At 63.0% G+C, this 15,062-nt stretch carries 13 protein-coding genes; 4 read left to right on the forward strand and 9 right to left on the reverse strand.

The window, feature by feature from the left end:
* Nucleotides 1-136 precede the first annotated feature (136 nt).
* The 6 genes from AC50X5_RS12135 to dinB all read right to left on the reverse strand — a co-directional run bounded on the left by AC50X5_RS12135 (nt 137) and on the right by dinB (nt 6,561).
* A complete protein-coding gene (locus tag AC50X5_RS12135; protein ID WP_494976406.1) occupies nt 137-1,864 on the reverse strand; it encodes a peptidoglycan D,D-transpeptidase FtsI family protein in 1,728 nt (575 codons plus the stop codon).
* A gap of 219 nt (nt 1,865-2,083) precedes the next feature.
* A complete protein-coding gene (gene ftsL / locus AC50X5_RS12140) occupies nt 2,084-2,776 on the reverse strand; it encodes a cell division protein FtsL (RefSeq protein ID WP_494976333.1) in 693 nt (230 codons plus the stop codon).
* Nucleotides 2,773-3,765, reverse strand: a complete 993-nt coding sequence (gene rsmH, locus AC50X5_RS12145; RefSeq protein WP_494976334.1) for a 16S rRNA (cytosine(1402)-N(4))-methyltransferase RsmH — start codon at nt 3,763-3,765, stop codon at nt 2,773-2,775. Before rsmH ends, ftsL begins: the two co-directional genes overlap by 4 nt.
* Nucleotides 3,766-3,948: 183 nt before the next feature.
* On the reverse strand, nt 3,949-4,377 hold the full coding sequence (mraZ, locus tag AC50X5_RS12150) for a division/cell wall cluster transcriptional repressor MraZ (RefSeq protein WP_494976335.1): 429 nt from the start codon (nt 4,375-4,377) through the stop codon (nt 3,949-3,951).
* 317 nt (nt 4,378-4,694) lie between these two features.
* Nucleotides 4,695-5,069: an SCO2097 family morphological protein gene (locus tag AC50X5_RS12155; RefSeq protein ID WP_494976336.1), complete on the reverse strand. Its 375-nt coding sequence runs from the start codon at nt 5,067-5,069 to the stop codon at nt 4,695-4,697.
* 268 nt (nt 5,070-5,337) lie between these two features.
* A complete protein-coding gene (gene dinB / locus AC50X5_RS12160; RefSeq protein ID WP_494976407.1) occupies nt 5,338-6,561 on the reverse strand; it encodes a DNA polymerase IV in 1,224 nt (407 codons plus the stop codon).
* A 128-nt stretch (nt 6,562-6,689) separates the two neighbouring features.
* Here dinB and AC50X5_RS12165 point away from each other — a divergent pair, with 128 nt between their 5' ends.
* Nucleotides 6,690-7,220 carry a hypothetical protein gene (locus AC50X5_RS12165; protein WP_494976337.1) on the forward strand — a complete coding sequence of 177 codons (531 nt, stop codon included), beginning with the start codon at nt 6,690-6,692 and terminating at the stop codon, nt 7,218-7,220.
* Nucleotides 7,217-8,311 (forward strand): polyprenyl synthetase family protein, encoded by a 1,095-nt coding sequence (locus AC50X5_RS12170; RefSeq protein ID WP_494976338.1) that lies wholly within the window; start codon nt 7,217-7,219, stop codon nt 8,309-8,311. The genes AC50X5_RS12165 and AC50X5_RS12170 overlap by 4 nt, the downstream gene beginning before the upstream one ends.
* 74 nt (nt 8,312-8,385) lie before the next feature.
* On the opposite strand, the gene AC50X5_RS12175 is transcribed toward AC50X5_RS12170, so the two are convergent.
* Entirely contained in the window at nt 8,386-8,739 is a 354-nt protein-coding gene (locus AC50X5_RS12175) for an Rv2175c family DNA-binding protein (RefSeq protein WP_494976339.1), read from the reverse strand.
* Nucleotides 8,740-9,004: 265 nt separating this feature from the next.
* Here AC50X5_RS12175 and AC50X5_RS12180 point away from each other — a divergent pair, with 265 nt between their 5' ends.
* Together AC50X5_RS12180 and AC50X5_RS12185 are read left to right on the forward strand one after the other, a co-directional pair.
* Nucleotides 9,005-10,381 (forward strand): LysM peptidoglycan-binding domain-containing protein, encoded by a 1,377-nt coding sequence (locus AC50X5_RS12180; protein WP_494976340.1) that lies wholly within the window; start codon nt 9,005-9,007, stop codon nt 10,379-10,381.
* A gap of 137 nt (nt 10,382-10,518) precedes the next feature.
* Nucleotides 10,519-12,708 carry a Stk1 family PASTA domain-containing Ser/Thr kinase gene (locus tag AC50X5_RS12185; RefSeq protein ID WP_494976341.1) on the forward strand — a complete coding sequence of 730 codons (2,190 nt, stop codon included), beginning with the start codon at nt 10,519-10,521 and terminating at the stop codon, nt 12,706-12,708.
* 77 nt (nt 12,709-12,785) lie between these two features.
* On the opposite strand, the gene AC50X5_RS12190 is transcribed toward AC50X5_RS12185, so the two are convergent.
* Nucleotides 12,786-14,180 carry a class II 3-deoxy-7-phosphoheptulonate synthase gene (locus AC50X5_RS12190; RefSeq protein ID WP_494976342.1) on the reverse strand — a complete coding sequence of 465 codons (1,395 nt, stop codon included), beginning with the start codon at nt 14,178-14,180 and terminating at the stop codon, nt 12,786-12,788.
* A 68-nt stretch (nt 14,181-14,248) separates the two neighbouring features.
* A complete protein-coding gene (locus AC50X5_RS12195) occupies nt 14,249-15,013 on the reverse strand; it encodes a lysophospholipid acyltransferase family protein (protein ID WP_494976343.1) in 765 nt (254 codons plus the stop codon).
* Between the last annotated feature and the right edge of the window lie 49 nt (nt 15,014-15,062).

Genomic DNA, 15,062 nt, shown 5'->3' on the forward strand with positions numbered 1-15,062 from the left:
AAAGGGTCTCCGATGGCGCTAGTCATACTTCCCTGCCTGCGGGGTAGTCCCCGCAGGCAGGTCATGCTGGATAAAAACGAACCTTGTGCCCGGCAAGCGGAAGCGGGCATAGCCGGCTTGGCAGGCCCGGCCCCGCCTACTCGGCGAACTGCGGGAGCCGCACTGGTTCTCCGGTGGACGGCTGGACGTTGTGGGTCCGCAGTACCTGGCTCATCACTGACCGGAACACCGGCCCCAGTGAGAAGGTTGTTAATTTGGGCTGTGGCCGTTGCACCACTACCTCAACAATAAACTGTGGGTCGTCCATGGGAGCCATCCCCACAATTGACGACGTAAACCCGCAGAACCCCAAGCCGTTGTCGCACGGGGATTCAGCGGTTCCCGTTTTAGCGCCCACGCGGTAACCATCGATGGCCGCGTCCTTGATGCGGCCTTCGGTAACGGCGCTCTCCAGCATGTCCTGGACCTGCTGGGCCGTTTCGTTGGATACCACCTGCTGCGCAGGCTTGGCCTCTACCTTTTCCTCGGTCCCATCAGGGCCAATGTAGCTGTCTATCAACCTGGGCTGAAGCATGACGCCGTTATTCCCAATGGACTGATAGGCGCGGACAGTCTGCAAGGTTGACTGGGAAACACCCTGCCCGAACATCACCGTCAGTTCCTGCCGCTCATCCCACTGTTCCCATGAGCTGAGGATGCCTGAGGCCTGGGAGGGTAGCCCAATGTCTGGAGCGTCGCCTATGCCAAACTTCTTGAGCCAGTTATAACGCTGCTCCTTGGTCAGGGCCTGGCCGGCTGCCACGGTACCGGTGTTCATGGAGTAACCCAGAATGCCCGCCAGTGTCCTCGTCTCCGGGCCGTGTTCGAAAGAGTCACCGATAGTCTGCCCGTTGAAGTTCATTTCGTGGGAAGGCAGTGAGTATTCGGACAACGGCGTCGCTTTGCCCTCCTCGATCAGCGCTGCAAGGGTCATCATCTTTTCCACTGATCCGGGCTCATAGGCGGCTGTGACCGACCGGACGCCACGGTCTTTGGCATCCACGGCACCAGGATTGTTCGGGTCCGGAGCGTTGGTGTCTGCCATCGCAATAATGTTGCCGGTCTTGATCTCTGTGACAACAAGTGAGGCCCACTCTGCACCCAGCGCTTCCTTCTGCGTCTGGATCGCCTGCTGGGCAAAATACTGGAGATCCGCGCTCAAGGTCAGTTTGACGTCCTTGCCGTCCACTGCCGGCGTCAGTTCGTCGATGCCCACCGGGATCCGGAGGCCGTCGGCGCCGATCTCAAAGAGCCGTTCACCGTCCTTGCCTCGAAGCACCTCATCCTGGGTCTGCTCCAGGCCGGCCTGGCCGGTTCCGTCTACAAGGAAACCAACAATGCCGCCGGCTACGGACCCGTTGGGATAGACGCGCTTACTGACGCCTTCAGTGACCAGGCCCGGTATACGAAGCTTGGAAATCCGGGCTTCCACGTCCGGCTCCACGTCCTTGGCGAGGATGGTGTAGCGGGACTCCCCTGTCACTGCCTGGCGGACGTCCTCCACTTTCAACCCCAGGAGTGCTGCCAGCTCCCCGATGCCCTGGTCACGACTGACCTCCACCAGCTCGCCATTGTCGTTGAGCCTGTAGAACGAGTCATTTTCAGTGTTACGGAGTTGGTCCACTACTACGTTGTAGCGGATCACGCTGTTCGCCAGCACGGTTCCATCGGCGTCCAATATGCTGCCCCGTTCGGCCAGGAGCACGGCAGGCTGCAGGCGGTTCTTCAACGCAGCTTCAGCCATCCCACCCACGTCCAGCCCCTGCACCATGAACAACCTTCCACCCACCACGAGGAGGAGGACCAGCATTATTCCCAGTCCCATGCGCAGGCGACCACTGGCCCCCGGAGGCTGGGGCCGACCATTGGAACGGGCGCGGGCTTTGCGTTGTCCGGCCTTGGATCCGGTTGCAGTTCCGGCCTTGCCCAGCGGTCTGGCCTGCCCCGCGGTGGCGGACAGCCGCGGCTTCTTTCCTGATGCTCCAGGTTTGCCGGTATCTTGCGCCACGATTATCCCTTGCTGCCTGGTGGGGCCGATCGTTGGTTACTGTCCTGGAGTCCGCTGTTCCGGTTCCGGCACCGAACCGCCGTTCAATTCGACAGCTGGCGCCGGCGCCGCAGGGGGCTGACCTTCTGGCGCGGCTCCTGTCCCCGCTGCAGTACCCGCTGCCGGCACCTCCGGAGATTCCGGAGCGGTGTCGGCGGGTTCCGACGCCTCAGCCGGGGCCCGGTTCTCCAGGGGCTCACCCGAAGTGGCGGGCGGTACGACGCTGAGTTGTCCGGCGACGGCCGGAGCAGGGATGACTGCCCCGCCCGGAACACCGGACGCTGCCGGAGTGGCCTTTCCGGTGACCTTAAGCGTGGAAAGGTCGATCTGACCCTTACTTGGGGAGGCAACCATACCCAACTGGGTGGCCTTGGCAGCCAGGTTCTGTGGAGCTTCAAAGTTCTGCACCTGCTGTGCCAGTTCCTGATTTTCCTTCGTCAGGGTGGACTGCGTGCTTTTGAGTTGAACCAGGCTGTACTGCGCTGAGGAGACCTGGATGTTCAGGACGAGAACGGTCACCAGGGCAAGCGCCAACAGAGCAAAGCACATCACCACAAAAGGTGTGCGGCGCTTCCGTGGCACCGACCGGACAACGGAGAGCGGGGTACGCTCCCGGCGGCGACCCGGGTCCAGGCTGCGGGTGCTGCCGCCTGGAGACAGGGGCAAGTTTGGTGCTGCTGCTGAGCTCATGCGGACCTCCCGGGCTTGATCCGTTCGACTGCGCGCAGCCGGGCTGACGCGGCACGAGGGTTCTCTTCGATTTCTGCCGCAGTGGGCACCTCAGTTCCCTTGGTCAGGGTTTTCAGATGCGGTTTGTGTTCCTCCAGTTCCACCGGAAAGCCCAGCGGTGCGGAGGACTTGGAACCGGCCTGGAAGACGGACTTAACAATCTTGTCTTCCAGTGAGTGATACGACATCACCACTACGCGTCCGCCGAGCGCCGTCGCAGCGACCGCAGCGGGCACGGCCCGCTGAAGGACATCCAGTTCTTCATTGACCTCGATGCGAAGGGCCTGGAAGGTCCTTTTGGCCGGATGCCCGCCGGACTTGGCGGCACCGGCGGGAACGACGGCCCGAATGACGTCCACCAGTTGGCCGGTGGTAGTAAATGGCTGTGAGACGCGGGCAGAGACTATCCGGTTGGCAATCCGGCCCGCGAACTTCTCCTCGCCCCACGTTCGGATAATCCGCACCAGGTCTTCTTCGCTGTAGTTGTTAACCACGTCCGCTGCAGTCTGCCCCCGGCTGGTGTCCATGCGCATGTCCAGCGGTGCGTCGAAGGAGTATGCGAAGCCACGCTCGCGCTCGTCGAGTTGCAGTGAGGACACGCCAAGGTCCATCAGGACGCCGTGGACTTCAGCAAAGCCAAGATCGTCCAGTACGGCTTCGATTTCGTCGTAAATGGCGTGGACCAGGTCCGTCCGTTCCTGGTAAGGAGCCAGCCTGGCTCCTGCCAGCGCAAGGGCTTCTTCGTCGCGGTCAATGCCGATCAGGTGCAGGTCCGGGAAGCGCTGGAGCATGGCCTCGGAGTGGCCGCCCATACCGAGCGTCGCGTCGATCGCTACGGGCGTCTCGCCCCGTTTCCGTGCAGCCTCGAACCCGGGAGCCAGCAGATTGATGCACCGGTCCCGCAGGACCGGTACATGGCGTTCGGACGTTGGCTTGGGCTGGTCTGTCATGCCTTCGTCCTCCTGTCGACTCGGTGAAGTGGAATTCTGGACACTGAGCTGGTTCTTAAACCGGATCCCCATCCGCGCCTATCCCCTGCGTCCGCCTGGCTCCGGGGAAGTGAGTCAGGTGGAGCGTTGGATGGGCGGCTGGAGATCCCATTCAAGAACCCTCCGGCGGGCTGCTTCCGGTGATCACAGGATTCCCGGAATAGCGTCGTCGGTTTCGGAGAAGGCAGTTTCCTGCTCCGCGAGGTACTGGCTCCAGGCTTGGGCATCCCAGATCTCAGCGCGCGTTCCGGCTCCGATAACGGCCAGCTCGCGCCCCAATCCTGCGTACTCCCTTAGCGCGGGCGGAATGGTTATCCGCCCCTGCCTGTCGGGTACCTCGTCAGAGGCTCCAGAAAGAAAGACGCGGATGTAGTCACGGGCCTGCCGGGAAGAGATGGGCGCCTCCCGCATTTGCTCGTGTACCCGCGAGAATTCCTTCTCGCTGAAGACGTAGATGCAACGCTCCTGGCCCCTGGTGAGGACCAGACCGGCCGCAAGTTCCTCGCGAAACTTGGCCGGCAGGATAATCCGCCCCTTCTCATCAAGCCGCGGCGAATGAGTGCCCAGAAACACTGGCCCACCGCCCGTCTGATGTTAGGGATTGCACTCCTGCGCTGCCACTACCCTCTTATGTCCTCCACATTACTCCACTTTCCTCCCCAGTCAACGCGACACGGGGCAGATGGCTGCGGGAAGACGCAACAAATCCGCGCAGGCACTGGGCAAACGTCGGTGGTGGGAAGTGGAGGGCCGGGGCGCCCCTCCTCGACGCCTAGGAACCTGAGAGTGCCAAAGGGCCCGTTAAATGGCGAAGGACCCGCCGGAGCGGGTCATTCGATGCCTGTCAACAAGAAGGGCGGGATGCCCAGGGAGGAAAGTGGAGCGTCGGCCTAGGGTTCGCCGCGGCGCCTTTCATCCCAGCGTTCTTCGAGGCTGCTCATAAACGAGCTGCGCTGCTTGGCACCTTTGGCAGAGCGTCCAGCACCCTTACCGGATTTGCCGGCTGAGCTGCGGAGGGTGGCAAAATAAACGCCTGCGCCCATGATGATGAAACCGAGGACCCCCACAAAAATGTTTTGTATGGTCACGCCGACGAGCAACAACAAGATTCCGGCCAAGGCACAGAACACACCCATAATGATGTGCCGCGTTGACCAAGAGCGCGCAGGATCGGATCCCATGGAGCTGGCAAACTTGGGATCGTCCTCATGCAGTTGCTTCTCGAGCTGTTCCAGCAACTTCTGTTCGTGCTCCGAGAGCGGCATCACGACCTCCTTAATGTAGGCCAACGTCCGGCCAGGCCCAGCAAATACTTCCGCTTCCTTAACGCCCGGTCACCCGACTTGGTTCCCCTTCGCCGTCACTGGCGAAGAAACCGCAGACGCCCGGACCCCAAAGCAGCAGCCACTATTGCGATAGCTCCTGAACCATGTCCAAACGTTCGAAAATCTATGTACAAATAAGGATAGTTTGTCCGGGCCGGAACTGAAAGACACCTGGGATTTCGGCTGGCTGGGATTTCACCTGGAAGAGTCAGCCCGATTCCCCGGGAGTGTCCAGCAATCTGGCCGGAAGGACGGATTTGTTGCCAAAACGTCGGGTGACTTCATCAAGTGCTTCCTCGGCCGCACGCCAGTTGTCATCCCGCCGATCAAGGCTGAGTTGGAGCGCTGTGAGCGATTTGGGCTCAAGCTGCTCCGCACGCACCCCTACCAGCCGGACAGCCAGGGGACGCGCGCCCAGGCCGGCCAGCAACTGGACGGCCACTTCATAGACCAGCTGTGCGCTGTCAATGGGTGTGGGAACCGTCCGGCTCCGCGTAACAGTCGAAAAGTCGGAGTAGCGGAGCTTCAGGGCCACGGTCCTTGCCAGCATCCCGGAATTACGCAGCCTCGACGCGGTGCGGTGCGCGAGCCGAAGCAACTCGCGGTGGAGGAGGACGTCGTCAAAGGTGTCAGTGGTAAACGTCTCTTCCGCCCCAATGCTCTTTTCTTCCCTGACGGGGGTTACCGGCCGGGAGTCGATCCCCCAGGCGAGGCGGTGGATGTGTTCACCGGTGGCTCCGAGGGATCTCTTAAGGGACGACGCCGGTGTGGCAGCGACATCCGCGACGGTCCTGATCCCCATCCGCGCCAGCACCTGGGCGGTCTTTTCACCAACACCCCAAAGCGCTCCCACCGGGAGGGAGTGCAGGTATGGAACGGTTTCTTCGGGCTCGATCACCAGCAGCCCGTCCGGCTTGCAGCGGGTTGAGGCAATCTTCGCCACGAACTTGTTGACGGCTATTCCTACCGAAGCGGTGATCCCTAGTTCGCTGGACACCCGGCGGCGGATGAGGGCGCCGATCTCCGCAGGAGGACCAAGCCGGCGGATGGCGCCGCTGACGTCCAGGAAGGCTTCATCCACGCTCAACGGCTCGACCAGGTCCGTAATGGATTCAAAGAGCGCCATCAACTGAGCGGAGACCTCGTAATAGAGGCCGTGGCGGGGTTCGATCACGAGGGCCTGCGGGCACATCCGGACCGCTACTGCCATCGGCATCGCCGATTTCACGCCCGAAGAACGCGCTTCATACGAGGCGGACAGCACCACCGAGCGTTCGCCGGGAAACCCCACAATGATGGGTTTGCCGCGCAGCTCCGGGCGGCTGCGAAGTTCAACCGATACGAAGAACGCATCCATATCCACGTGCAGAATGGCACTGCGGCGGCCCGGCCCGGCCGGCGTCGATGGCAGGCCGACACCATTCTCCTGCACCCTGCCGATCTTTCCGCTTCTGTCCCTATCCACGCGCACGCTGCAATCCTATGTTGGGGGACTGACTAAACTGGAGGCAGTATCCCGTTTTTCAACGTCCGTTTTACAACTCCAGGAGGAACTGCCCTGTGACGACTATTGGTATGAAGGCGCCGCTTCGCGTGGTGCTGCTCGCCACGGGGGCCGTCCTGGCGCTAACCGCCTGCACGTCCGGCGGCCCGGTTCAATCATCCCCTCCGGCCCCGTCCGCCACAACGTCAGTGGACCCGCTGCCCACCCCGACCGCAGAGAAGGAGGACGGCGGACAACCCACTGCTTCCGCAACAGTGGGGACCGTCGTCGAAGGTTTCCCGACCGCCCTGCTGCCGCTGATGCCTGGGGCAACCGTCGTTTCCAGCAGCTTCGACAAGTCATCGGTCCCTGCCAACGCGGCACTGGTGGCCAGCATCCCGGGGCAGCCTGCCGCCGTCGTCGAGTTCTACACTGCGGCCATCGGCGGGCAGGGCTTTACGGCCGTCCCCGGAGAGTCGGTCGGAAGCGTGACGTCAAAGGACTTTATCCGCGGCACCAACGAGACCATCAACCTGTCTGTGGTCGAAGCCGGCGGCACGTCTACCTTCACCCTCGGCGCGAACGTCGCGCCTGAGTCCATCAAGTGACGGCGGCCGAACAGCTCCTTGTTGAGCAAGCGGACTACGTCGCAGCAGTGGCAGCCAGGCTGCGCGGGTTCCTGGCAGGCCGCCACGAGATTATGGCTGCCATCTCCCCCGACATCGATCCCATCATGGATTCCATTTCCAACCTGGTCACCGGGGGCAAGCGGCTTCGAGCCCTGATGTGCTACTGGGGATGGCGGGGTGCCGGCGGCAGCGCCGACGCAGAGGAAATTGTCACTGCGGGTGCGGCCCTGGAACTCTTCCAGGCTGCGGCATTGATTCACGACGACATCATTGACCGTTCGGATACCCGCCGCGGTGGCCCCAGTGTCCATCGGCGGTTCGGGCACCTGCATCAGGAACAGGGATGGGCGCTGGACGGTGAACGGTTTGGCCAGGCAGCCGGAATTCTTGCCGGCGATCTGTGCCTGTCTTTCAGCGAAGAGGCTTTTACCGACATCGGCCCCAGGGCCGCCTCAGGGAGCCGTGCGCGGTTGATTTTCAACCTCATGCGGGCAGAGGTCATGGCCGGGCAATATCTTGACATCCTGGAAGAAGTGGCCGGACCGGTCCGCGACAGGGCGCAGGCCGTGACACGCGCGCAGTCGATCATCCGCTTCAAATCCGCCAAGTATTCCACGGAACACCCGCTGGCGCTGGGCGGTGCGCTGGCCGGTGCACATGACGACCTTCTCCGTGGCTACTCAGCCTTTGCCCTGCCATTAGGCGAAGCTTTCCAGCTGCGGGACGATGTCCTGGGAGTCTTCGGCGACCCCGTCACCACCGGCAAGCCTGCTGGTGATGATCTGCGGGAAGGCAAGCGCACGGTTCTTGTTGCCCTCGCCCTGGAGCAGGCCAACCCAACGGAGTCGGCGTTCATCGACCAGAAACTGGGTAGCCCTGAGCTTGATGCAACAGATGTGGAAGAGATCCGCCGGATTATCATGGACTGCGGCGCACTGCGAGCGACAGAGCTGCTCATCAGCCAGTTTGCCGATTCAGCACTGACGGCCCTGGCGGAAATGCCGGTGGATGAATTTTCCCGTACCGCACTGCGGAAGTTAGCAGAGGCTTCCGTCAGCCGCGCTTCCTGAGCGGCGGCCGGCCCGTCAGAGCCGGGCCGGCTTCCGTGGGTTCGCGATGCTGGGCCGGCCGGACGGCGAAGCTGCTACCAGGCCAGCGTTTGCGCGCGGCGTCGGATTTCAGTCTTGCGGCCCTCACGAAGGGCATCAATGGGCCTTCCACGCAGAGATTCGTCAGGCGTGAACAACCAGCTGATGAGGTCTTCGTCTGAATATCCGGCGTCGGATAACACCACGATGGTGCCCCTAAGGCTGTCCACCACTTCACCATCCTGGATGAAGGCGGCCGGAACTTTACGGATATTCCTGTCGCCAACGCGCAGAGCCGCGAGGGACCGCTCATCCAACAGGCTGTGAACCCGGGTGATGGAAACATTCAGGAGTTCGGCGACATCTGGCAGGGGCAGCCACTCGCCCACGAGGCTTTCGATATTACTCACGACACAAGGTTGCCATGCGCCCTGCCCGGGCGCCTAGTCGGAGCCCGGCGGGGGCCCTGCCAAAGCCCGACACACCGCCTGATCAGGAATTTCTCCCTTAAGCCGATTTCTTGTGCTAGCGGTAAATTCGTGAGACATTCGCACTAATCACTTTAACAACTTCAGTAACATGAGTAACAGCAGTACCCCCAAGCCGCACCCCGAAGATACCCGAGTCATCAACACGTGCCAGCAGCAGCCCGGCCGAGAAGAGGAACCTCCTTCCATGACCCCGTCACGTCTGCCCCAACAGCCGAACCGTCCACGTCTGCCCATCATGGCCGCGGCTACCGCTGCCCTTCCCGCCGTGATGCTTTCCTCCCTGGCGCTGGCTCAGCCCGCCCAGGCCCAGTCACCTGCCCGATCCCTGCCCGCCTCGCTCGATGCGGCAATTAAGGCGCAGACCCAGGCCGCAAGAGCAAAGACGACAATTCCCGCCTCGGCCGTCTCTTCTGCCCTTCCCAAGTCCTTCCTGCCGGCCGCGCCCTCCACCCCTTCTCAGTACACGGTGGTCCGCGGAGATACAGTGACGGCCATCGCCGCGAAATTCGGCCTGAACACAGCAGAAGTACTGTCCCTGAACAATCTCTCGCCCAACACGCTGATCTATCCGGGCCAGAAGATCAAGCTCACCGGCCAGCCCGGATCATCGGCGACTGCACCAACAGCCGCCGCCACGGCAGCGCCGGCGCCGGCCGGGACCGCCAGCTACACCGTCCGCGCCGGCGATACCCTGAGTGGCATCGCTGCCCGGCACGGGGTGTCCTTGTCCGACCTCTTGAGCTGGAACCAGCTCTCACCCGCGAAGTTCATCCACCCGGGCCAGCAGATCAAGGTATCCAGCCAGCCGGGCGCGCCAGCACCCGCACCGGCACCGGCACCAACTGCCGCACCGGCGCCCGCGCCAGCCCCCGCCCCCGCTGGGGCTGCCAGCTACTCCGTCCGCGCCGGCGACACACTGTCCGGCATCGCCGCTAAGCATGGCGTGTCCCTGTCTGACCTGCTGAGCTGGAACCAGCTCTCCGCCACGAAGGTCATCCACCCGGGCCAGCAGATCAAGGTCTCGGCTTCCGGCGCCGCCGCCGCCCCGCTTCAGCCGGCGTCCACCGTAGCGCCGCTGGTTCCCAGTTCCTTCCTGGGCTTCGAGTACCCCGCAGCAGTAGTGAGTTCGGCGAACGAGAACAAGGCACTCCTTAATGCCTCACCGGTTCCCAGCCGGGACGAGATGCGGGCTATCGTCGCCAACACAGCCCGCTCCATGGGTGTCGATCCCGCGCTGGCCCTGGCCTTTGCCTTCCAGGAATCGGGCTTCAACCAGCGCGCCGTTTCGCCGGCTAACGCCATCGGCACCATGCAGGTGATTCCGAGTTCCGGGGAATGGGCCTCGGACATGGTGGGCCGCCGCTTGAACCTGCTCGATCCCCACGACAACGCCACAGCCGGAGTTGCCATTATCAGCAGGCTGCTGGCCACGAGCAACGGCATGGAAAATGCGATCGCCGGCTACTACCAGGGGCAGTACTCGGTCAGCAAAAACGGCATGTACGACGACACGAAGGCCTACGTGGCAGCCATCCTGGCGCACCAGAAGAACTTCCAGTAACCGTCGGCGCGGGCAGCCTGGTGCAAAGGTTGATCGGCCCGTCCATCCCGGCCGGCCGGTGCAGCGGAACAATAACGATACGGTCCGGGCCCGTCTGTCGGCTGGGGCCCTGATCCAGTCAGGATTAGGATCGTAAGGTGCAGGAAAACCTCTATGACGCCCTGGTGGGAACGGCAGTGGATCATCGCTATGCTATCCGCTCCCGCATTGCCCGCGGCGGCATGTCCACTGTCTACCTGGCCACGGACCTCCGACTTGACCGTGACGTTGCGCTAAAGGTTCTGCACCCGCATCTGGCCCACGACCAGAACTTCCTGGACCGGCTGGGGCGTGAAGCGAAGGCGGCCGCGAGGTTGTCCCACCCCCACGTTGTTGGAATGCTTGACCAGGGTTATGACGGCAACACGGGGTACCTGGTCATGGAGTACATTGACGGCCACACCCTGCGTGACGTGATCACCGAAAAAGGCGGGCTGACCACCCGGCTGGCACTCGCGCTGATAAGCCCTGTTGTCGAAGGGCTGGGAGCTGCCCATCTGGCCGGTCTTATTCACCGGGACGTCAAGCCGGAGAATGTACTCATCGCCAAGGACGGCCGGATCAAGATAGGCGACTTCGGCTTGTCCCGCGCTGCTACCACATCCACCAGCACGGGCGCGCTGCTGGGCACCGTTGCCTACATTTCCCCTGAGCTGGTGCTCGGCAAGCCGGCAGATGCGCGCAGCGATATCTACTCTGCGGGCATCATGCTGTACGAAATGCTCACAGGCCGGCAGCCCTTCCAGGGCGATGTCCCCATCCAGGTGGCGTACCAGCATGTCAACGGCGTGGTCCCGCCGCCGTCGCAGCTGGTGCCGGGGCTGGCCGCAGACGTTGACGAGCTGGTTCAGTGGTGCACGGCTAACGATCCGGAAAACCGGCCGGTAGACGGACTGGCCCTCTTCGAGGAGCTCAGCCACATCCGCACGCGCTTGACAGACGAGGAACTCGACGCCCGACCTGCCGCCGCGACGGCCGGCCATCAGGTACCCAAACCTGTCCAGCCACCAAGCCACGCCCTGCCCCCGGCTCCATCCAGGCCGCCCGGAACGGAACCCCGGCAACACACTGAAGTCATTTCTGCCACCAGCAATCCCACGGCTGTCTTCCCCTCCAATGCCCTGAGGGCAGGCGCCCCCTACCTCCCCCGGGAGTACCCCACAGCACAGATCGAGTCTGTTCACGGGCAATCCGGGAGGCCGGGTGTATCCGGGCCACAAGTGCCGCCATCCGACATGGGTGGAGGCAGTGGCTGGCCCGGCCCATACGCAGGTCAAGCGCCGGAGGCTCCGGCCCCCCGCCCGCCCCTGGGCAAACGCGCGCAAAAGAAGGCTGCCCGGGAAGAGGACAAGGCCCGCGCCAAAGCAGCCGTCACGCCGGTGCGGAACCTCCGCGAAGGAAACCCCCGCCGTCGTGGGGTGCTTTGGATTATTGTCCTGATCCTGGTGACCGCACTGGCTACTGGAGCAGGTTGGTTCTTCGGAATGGGACCCGGCTCTCCTGGCGTCATCCCCCAACTGGTCAACAAAACAGAGGACGCCGCCAAGCTGGAGCTTACCGAAGCAGGCTTCCAGTACAGCACCGCCCGCGCCTTTGACGACGCCGTACCCTTGGGTCACGTTATCGGCACGGAACCGCCAGGGGGTACTGAAATCCGGCGCTTCGAACTGATCTCCCTGATTGTCTCCCGGGGCCCGCAGCTGTTCCCGCTTGAAGATCTGGCCGGCGGCTCGCTGGATGAGGCAAAATCCGCGCTGAACAGCATGGGAATGGCGCTGGGGCCTGTTACCGAGGTCTTCGATGAGACGGTGCCTGCGGGGACCGTCCTGAGCCAGGACCCGGCCCCCGCTACCGAAGTCCGCCGCGGGACTCCCATTGCCCTGACGGTTTCCAAGGGACCGGAACCCATCGCAGTCCCGGTCGTGACGGGCATGGAGAAGGACGCTGCAGAGGACGCCATCGAGGCAGTTGGCCTTGAAGCCGAGGTAGTGGACGAGGTCAACGACCCTAACGTGCCCAAGGACAGCGTGGTGGCGCAGGCACCGGCCAACGGCACCCTGGTGCGTGGTGGAACAGTGGAACTGACCATCTCCAAGGGACCGAAAATGGTGAAGGTGCCAAATTTCGTGGGCAAGCAGGCCAACGTGGCCGCGGCCGAGCTCAGGGAACTGGGCTTCGACGTCAGAATCAACGAGGTCCTGGGCGGATTGTTCGGCACTGTCCGCGCCCAGGAACCCGGAGATAAGGAACTCCCCGAGGGCTCGGTCATTACCCTGACAGTGGTTTAGATTCCTTAACAAAACTGCGCCTGCCGCTTCCGGAGTCCGGGAGCGGCAGGCGCAGTTTTTCACGCTGTCTTCGGTGGCTACTTCTTGGAAAGCGCCCCTGCAACCAGGAAGGCCATCTCAAGGGACTGCATGTGGTTGAGCCGCGGATCGCATACCGATTCGTAGCGGTCCAGGAAAGCATCCTGGTCGATGGGGTCGGCGCCGCCAAGGCACTCGGCAACATCGTCACCGGTCATCTCGACGTGCAGGCCGCCGGGCACCGTTCCCAGTGCCTGATGCACTTCGAAGAAGCCTCGCACCTCGTCAATGACATCGTCGAAATTCCGGGTCTTGTAGCCGTTCGGCGACGTGACGGTGTTGCCATGCATGGGATCGGTAACCCAGAGGACCTTGGCGCCGGAGGCTGTGACCTTTTCGACGACGGCGGGCAGTTTCTCGCGGATGTTACCGGCACCCATCCGCGTGATGAAGGTCAGGCGGCCAGGTTCGCGGTTGGGATCAAGCTTGTCGATGAGGCGCAGTGCGTCGTCTCCGCTGGTTCCGGGGCCCAGCTTGACGCCGATCGGGTTGCGTACCCGGGACAGGAAGTCCACGTGTGCGTGGTCCAGTTCGCGGGTGCGTTCACCGATCCAGAGGAAGTGCGCCGACGTGTCATACGGCAGGCCTGTCCGCGAGTCGATGCGGGTGAGGGCGCGCTCGTAGTCCAGGAGCAGGGCTTCATGGCTGGCGAAGAACTCGACCCTCTTGAGGGCCTCGAAGTCAGCGCCACAGGAGTCCATGAACGTGATGGCACGGTCGATCTCGCGGGCCAGGGATTCGTAGCGTGCATGGGCAGGGTTTTCCGTGAATCCCTTGTTCCAGTGGTGGACCAAGCGGAGGTCTGCAAAACCACCCTGCGTGAAGGCACGGATCAGGTTCAGCGTGGAAGCGGATGTGTGGTAGGCGCGGAGCATGCGGGAGGCATCGTGGCCGCGGGATTCAGGGGTGAACTCGTAGCCGTTGACAATGTCCCCGCGGTACGCCGGCAAGGTGACACCTTCGCGGGTCTCGTCGTTGGAGGAGCGCGGCTTGGCGAACTGCCCGGCCATCCGTCCCATCTTGATGACGGGCATGGCCGCCCCGTACGTGAGCACTACCGCCATCTGGAGGATCGTGCGGACGCGGGCGCTGATCTTGTCAGCCGTGGCGGCCTCAAATGTTTCGGCACAGTCTCCGCCCTGGAGCAGGAACGCTTTGCCCTGCGCGGCAGCGGCGAGGCGGTCACGAAGGATGTCCACTTCACCGGCGAACACCAATGGCGGCACCACCGATAGTTCACGCACCGAGGCGTCAAAAACCGCTTTGTCCTGCCAGTTGGGCTGCTGCGAAATGGGCAGATCACGCCAGTGATCAAGCCCCGGATAGTCTGCGGCGCCGCTCTGGGCGGTACTGGACAGGGAAAAGACAGGTTTTGCGGATAGCTCAGTCACCATACAAGAGTAGTATCCTCCGGCAGGATCTGCGTACAGGCGCCGTCATCAGGGGTACCCTGGCGTCACACTCAGCTGCCGGCGTCGGGCGTTTTTGGCGGGTCGGCGATGTCTCCGGAGTCAGGGCCGGAGCCGTGGTCCGGGCTGGCAGGACCGGCCCCGCTTAGCCGAAGCTTGACGACGGCGGCGTACTCGTCCACGTATTCCTGGCCGGAGAGGCGCATCAGCCGGGACATGATCTGGTCAGTCACCTCGCGTTGCACTGCACGGTCCTCCGACTGGCCATGGTACTGGCTGAAGTCCAGCGGTTCACCGAAAATCATGCCAATCCTGCGGATGTTAGGCAGCCTCTTGCCGATGGGCTGGACCTTGTCAGTGCCGATCATGGCTACCGGGATTACCGGAACCCCGGCTTCCAGAGCCAGCTTGGCCACGCCGACCTTGCCGCGGTAAAGGCGGGCATCCGGGCTGCGCGTTCCTTCGGGGTAGATTCCCAGCAGGCCGCCGTTGCGCAGCACGTCCATGCCGGCGTTGAGCGAGACGGCCGAAGCGGCTCCTCCCGAGCGGTCCATGGGCAACTGGTTGGTCAGGCGAAAGAACATCGCCGTGAGGCCGCCCTTGATGCCGGTCCCCGTGAAGTACTCGGACTTGGCGAGGAAAACCACTGGCCGCCGCACCATCAACGGCATAAAAATGGAGTCCGAAAAAGACAAGTGGTTTGACGCCAGGATTGCCGCGCCATGCTCCGGAATGTTATCCAGGCCCTTGACCCATGGCCTGAAAAGCACCTTGAGGACCGGCCCGAGGAAGATCCTTTTCATGACCCAATAAAACACGCGATGCACCTCTCCGGACGGCAGCAGCCCGGCTCAACAGGCCGCTGGG

It is taken from the genome of Pseudarthrobacter sp. MDT1-40-2, from assembly GCF_059383595.1.

Bases quoted from the DNA above. Each gene is read 5' to 3' on its own strand.
- AC50X5_RS12135 (WP_494976406.1), bottom strand. From the start codon at position 1,864: ATGGGACTGGGAATAATGCTGGTCCTCCTCCTCGTGGTGGGTGGAAGG.
- ftsL (WP_494976333.1), bottom strand. From the start codon at position 2,776: ATGAGCTCAGCAGCAGCACCAAACTTGCCCCTGTCTCCAGGCGGCAGC.
- rsmH (WP_494976334.1), bottom strand. From the start codon at position 3,765: ATGACAGACCAGCCCAAGCCAACGTCCGAACGCCATGTACCGGTCCTG.
- AC50X5_RS12155 (WP_494976336.1), bottom strand. From the start codon at position 5,069: ATGCCGCTCTCGGAGCACGAACAGAAGTTGCTGGAACAGCTCGAGAAG.
- AC50X5_RS12180 (WP_494976340.1), top strand. From the start codon at position 9,005: ATGACCCCGTCACGTCTGCCCCAACAGCCGAACCGTCCACGTCTGCCC.
- AC50X5_RS12190 (WP_494976342.1), bottom strand. From the start codon at position 14,180: ATGGTGACTGAGCTATCCGCAAAACCTGTCTTTTCCCTGTCCAGTACC.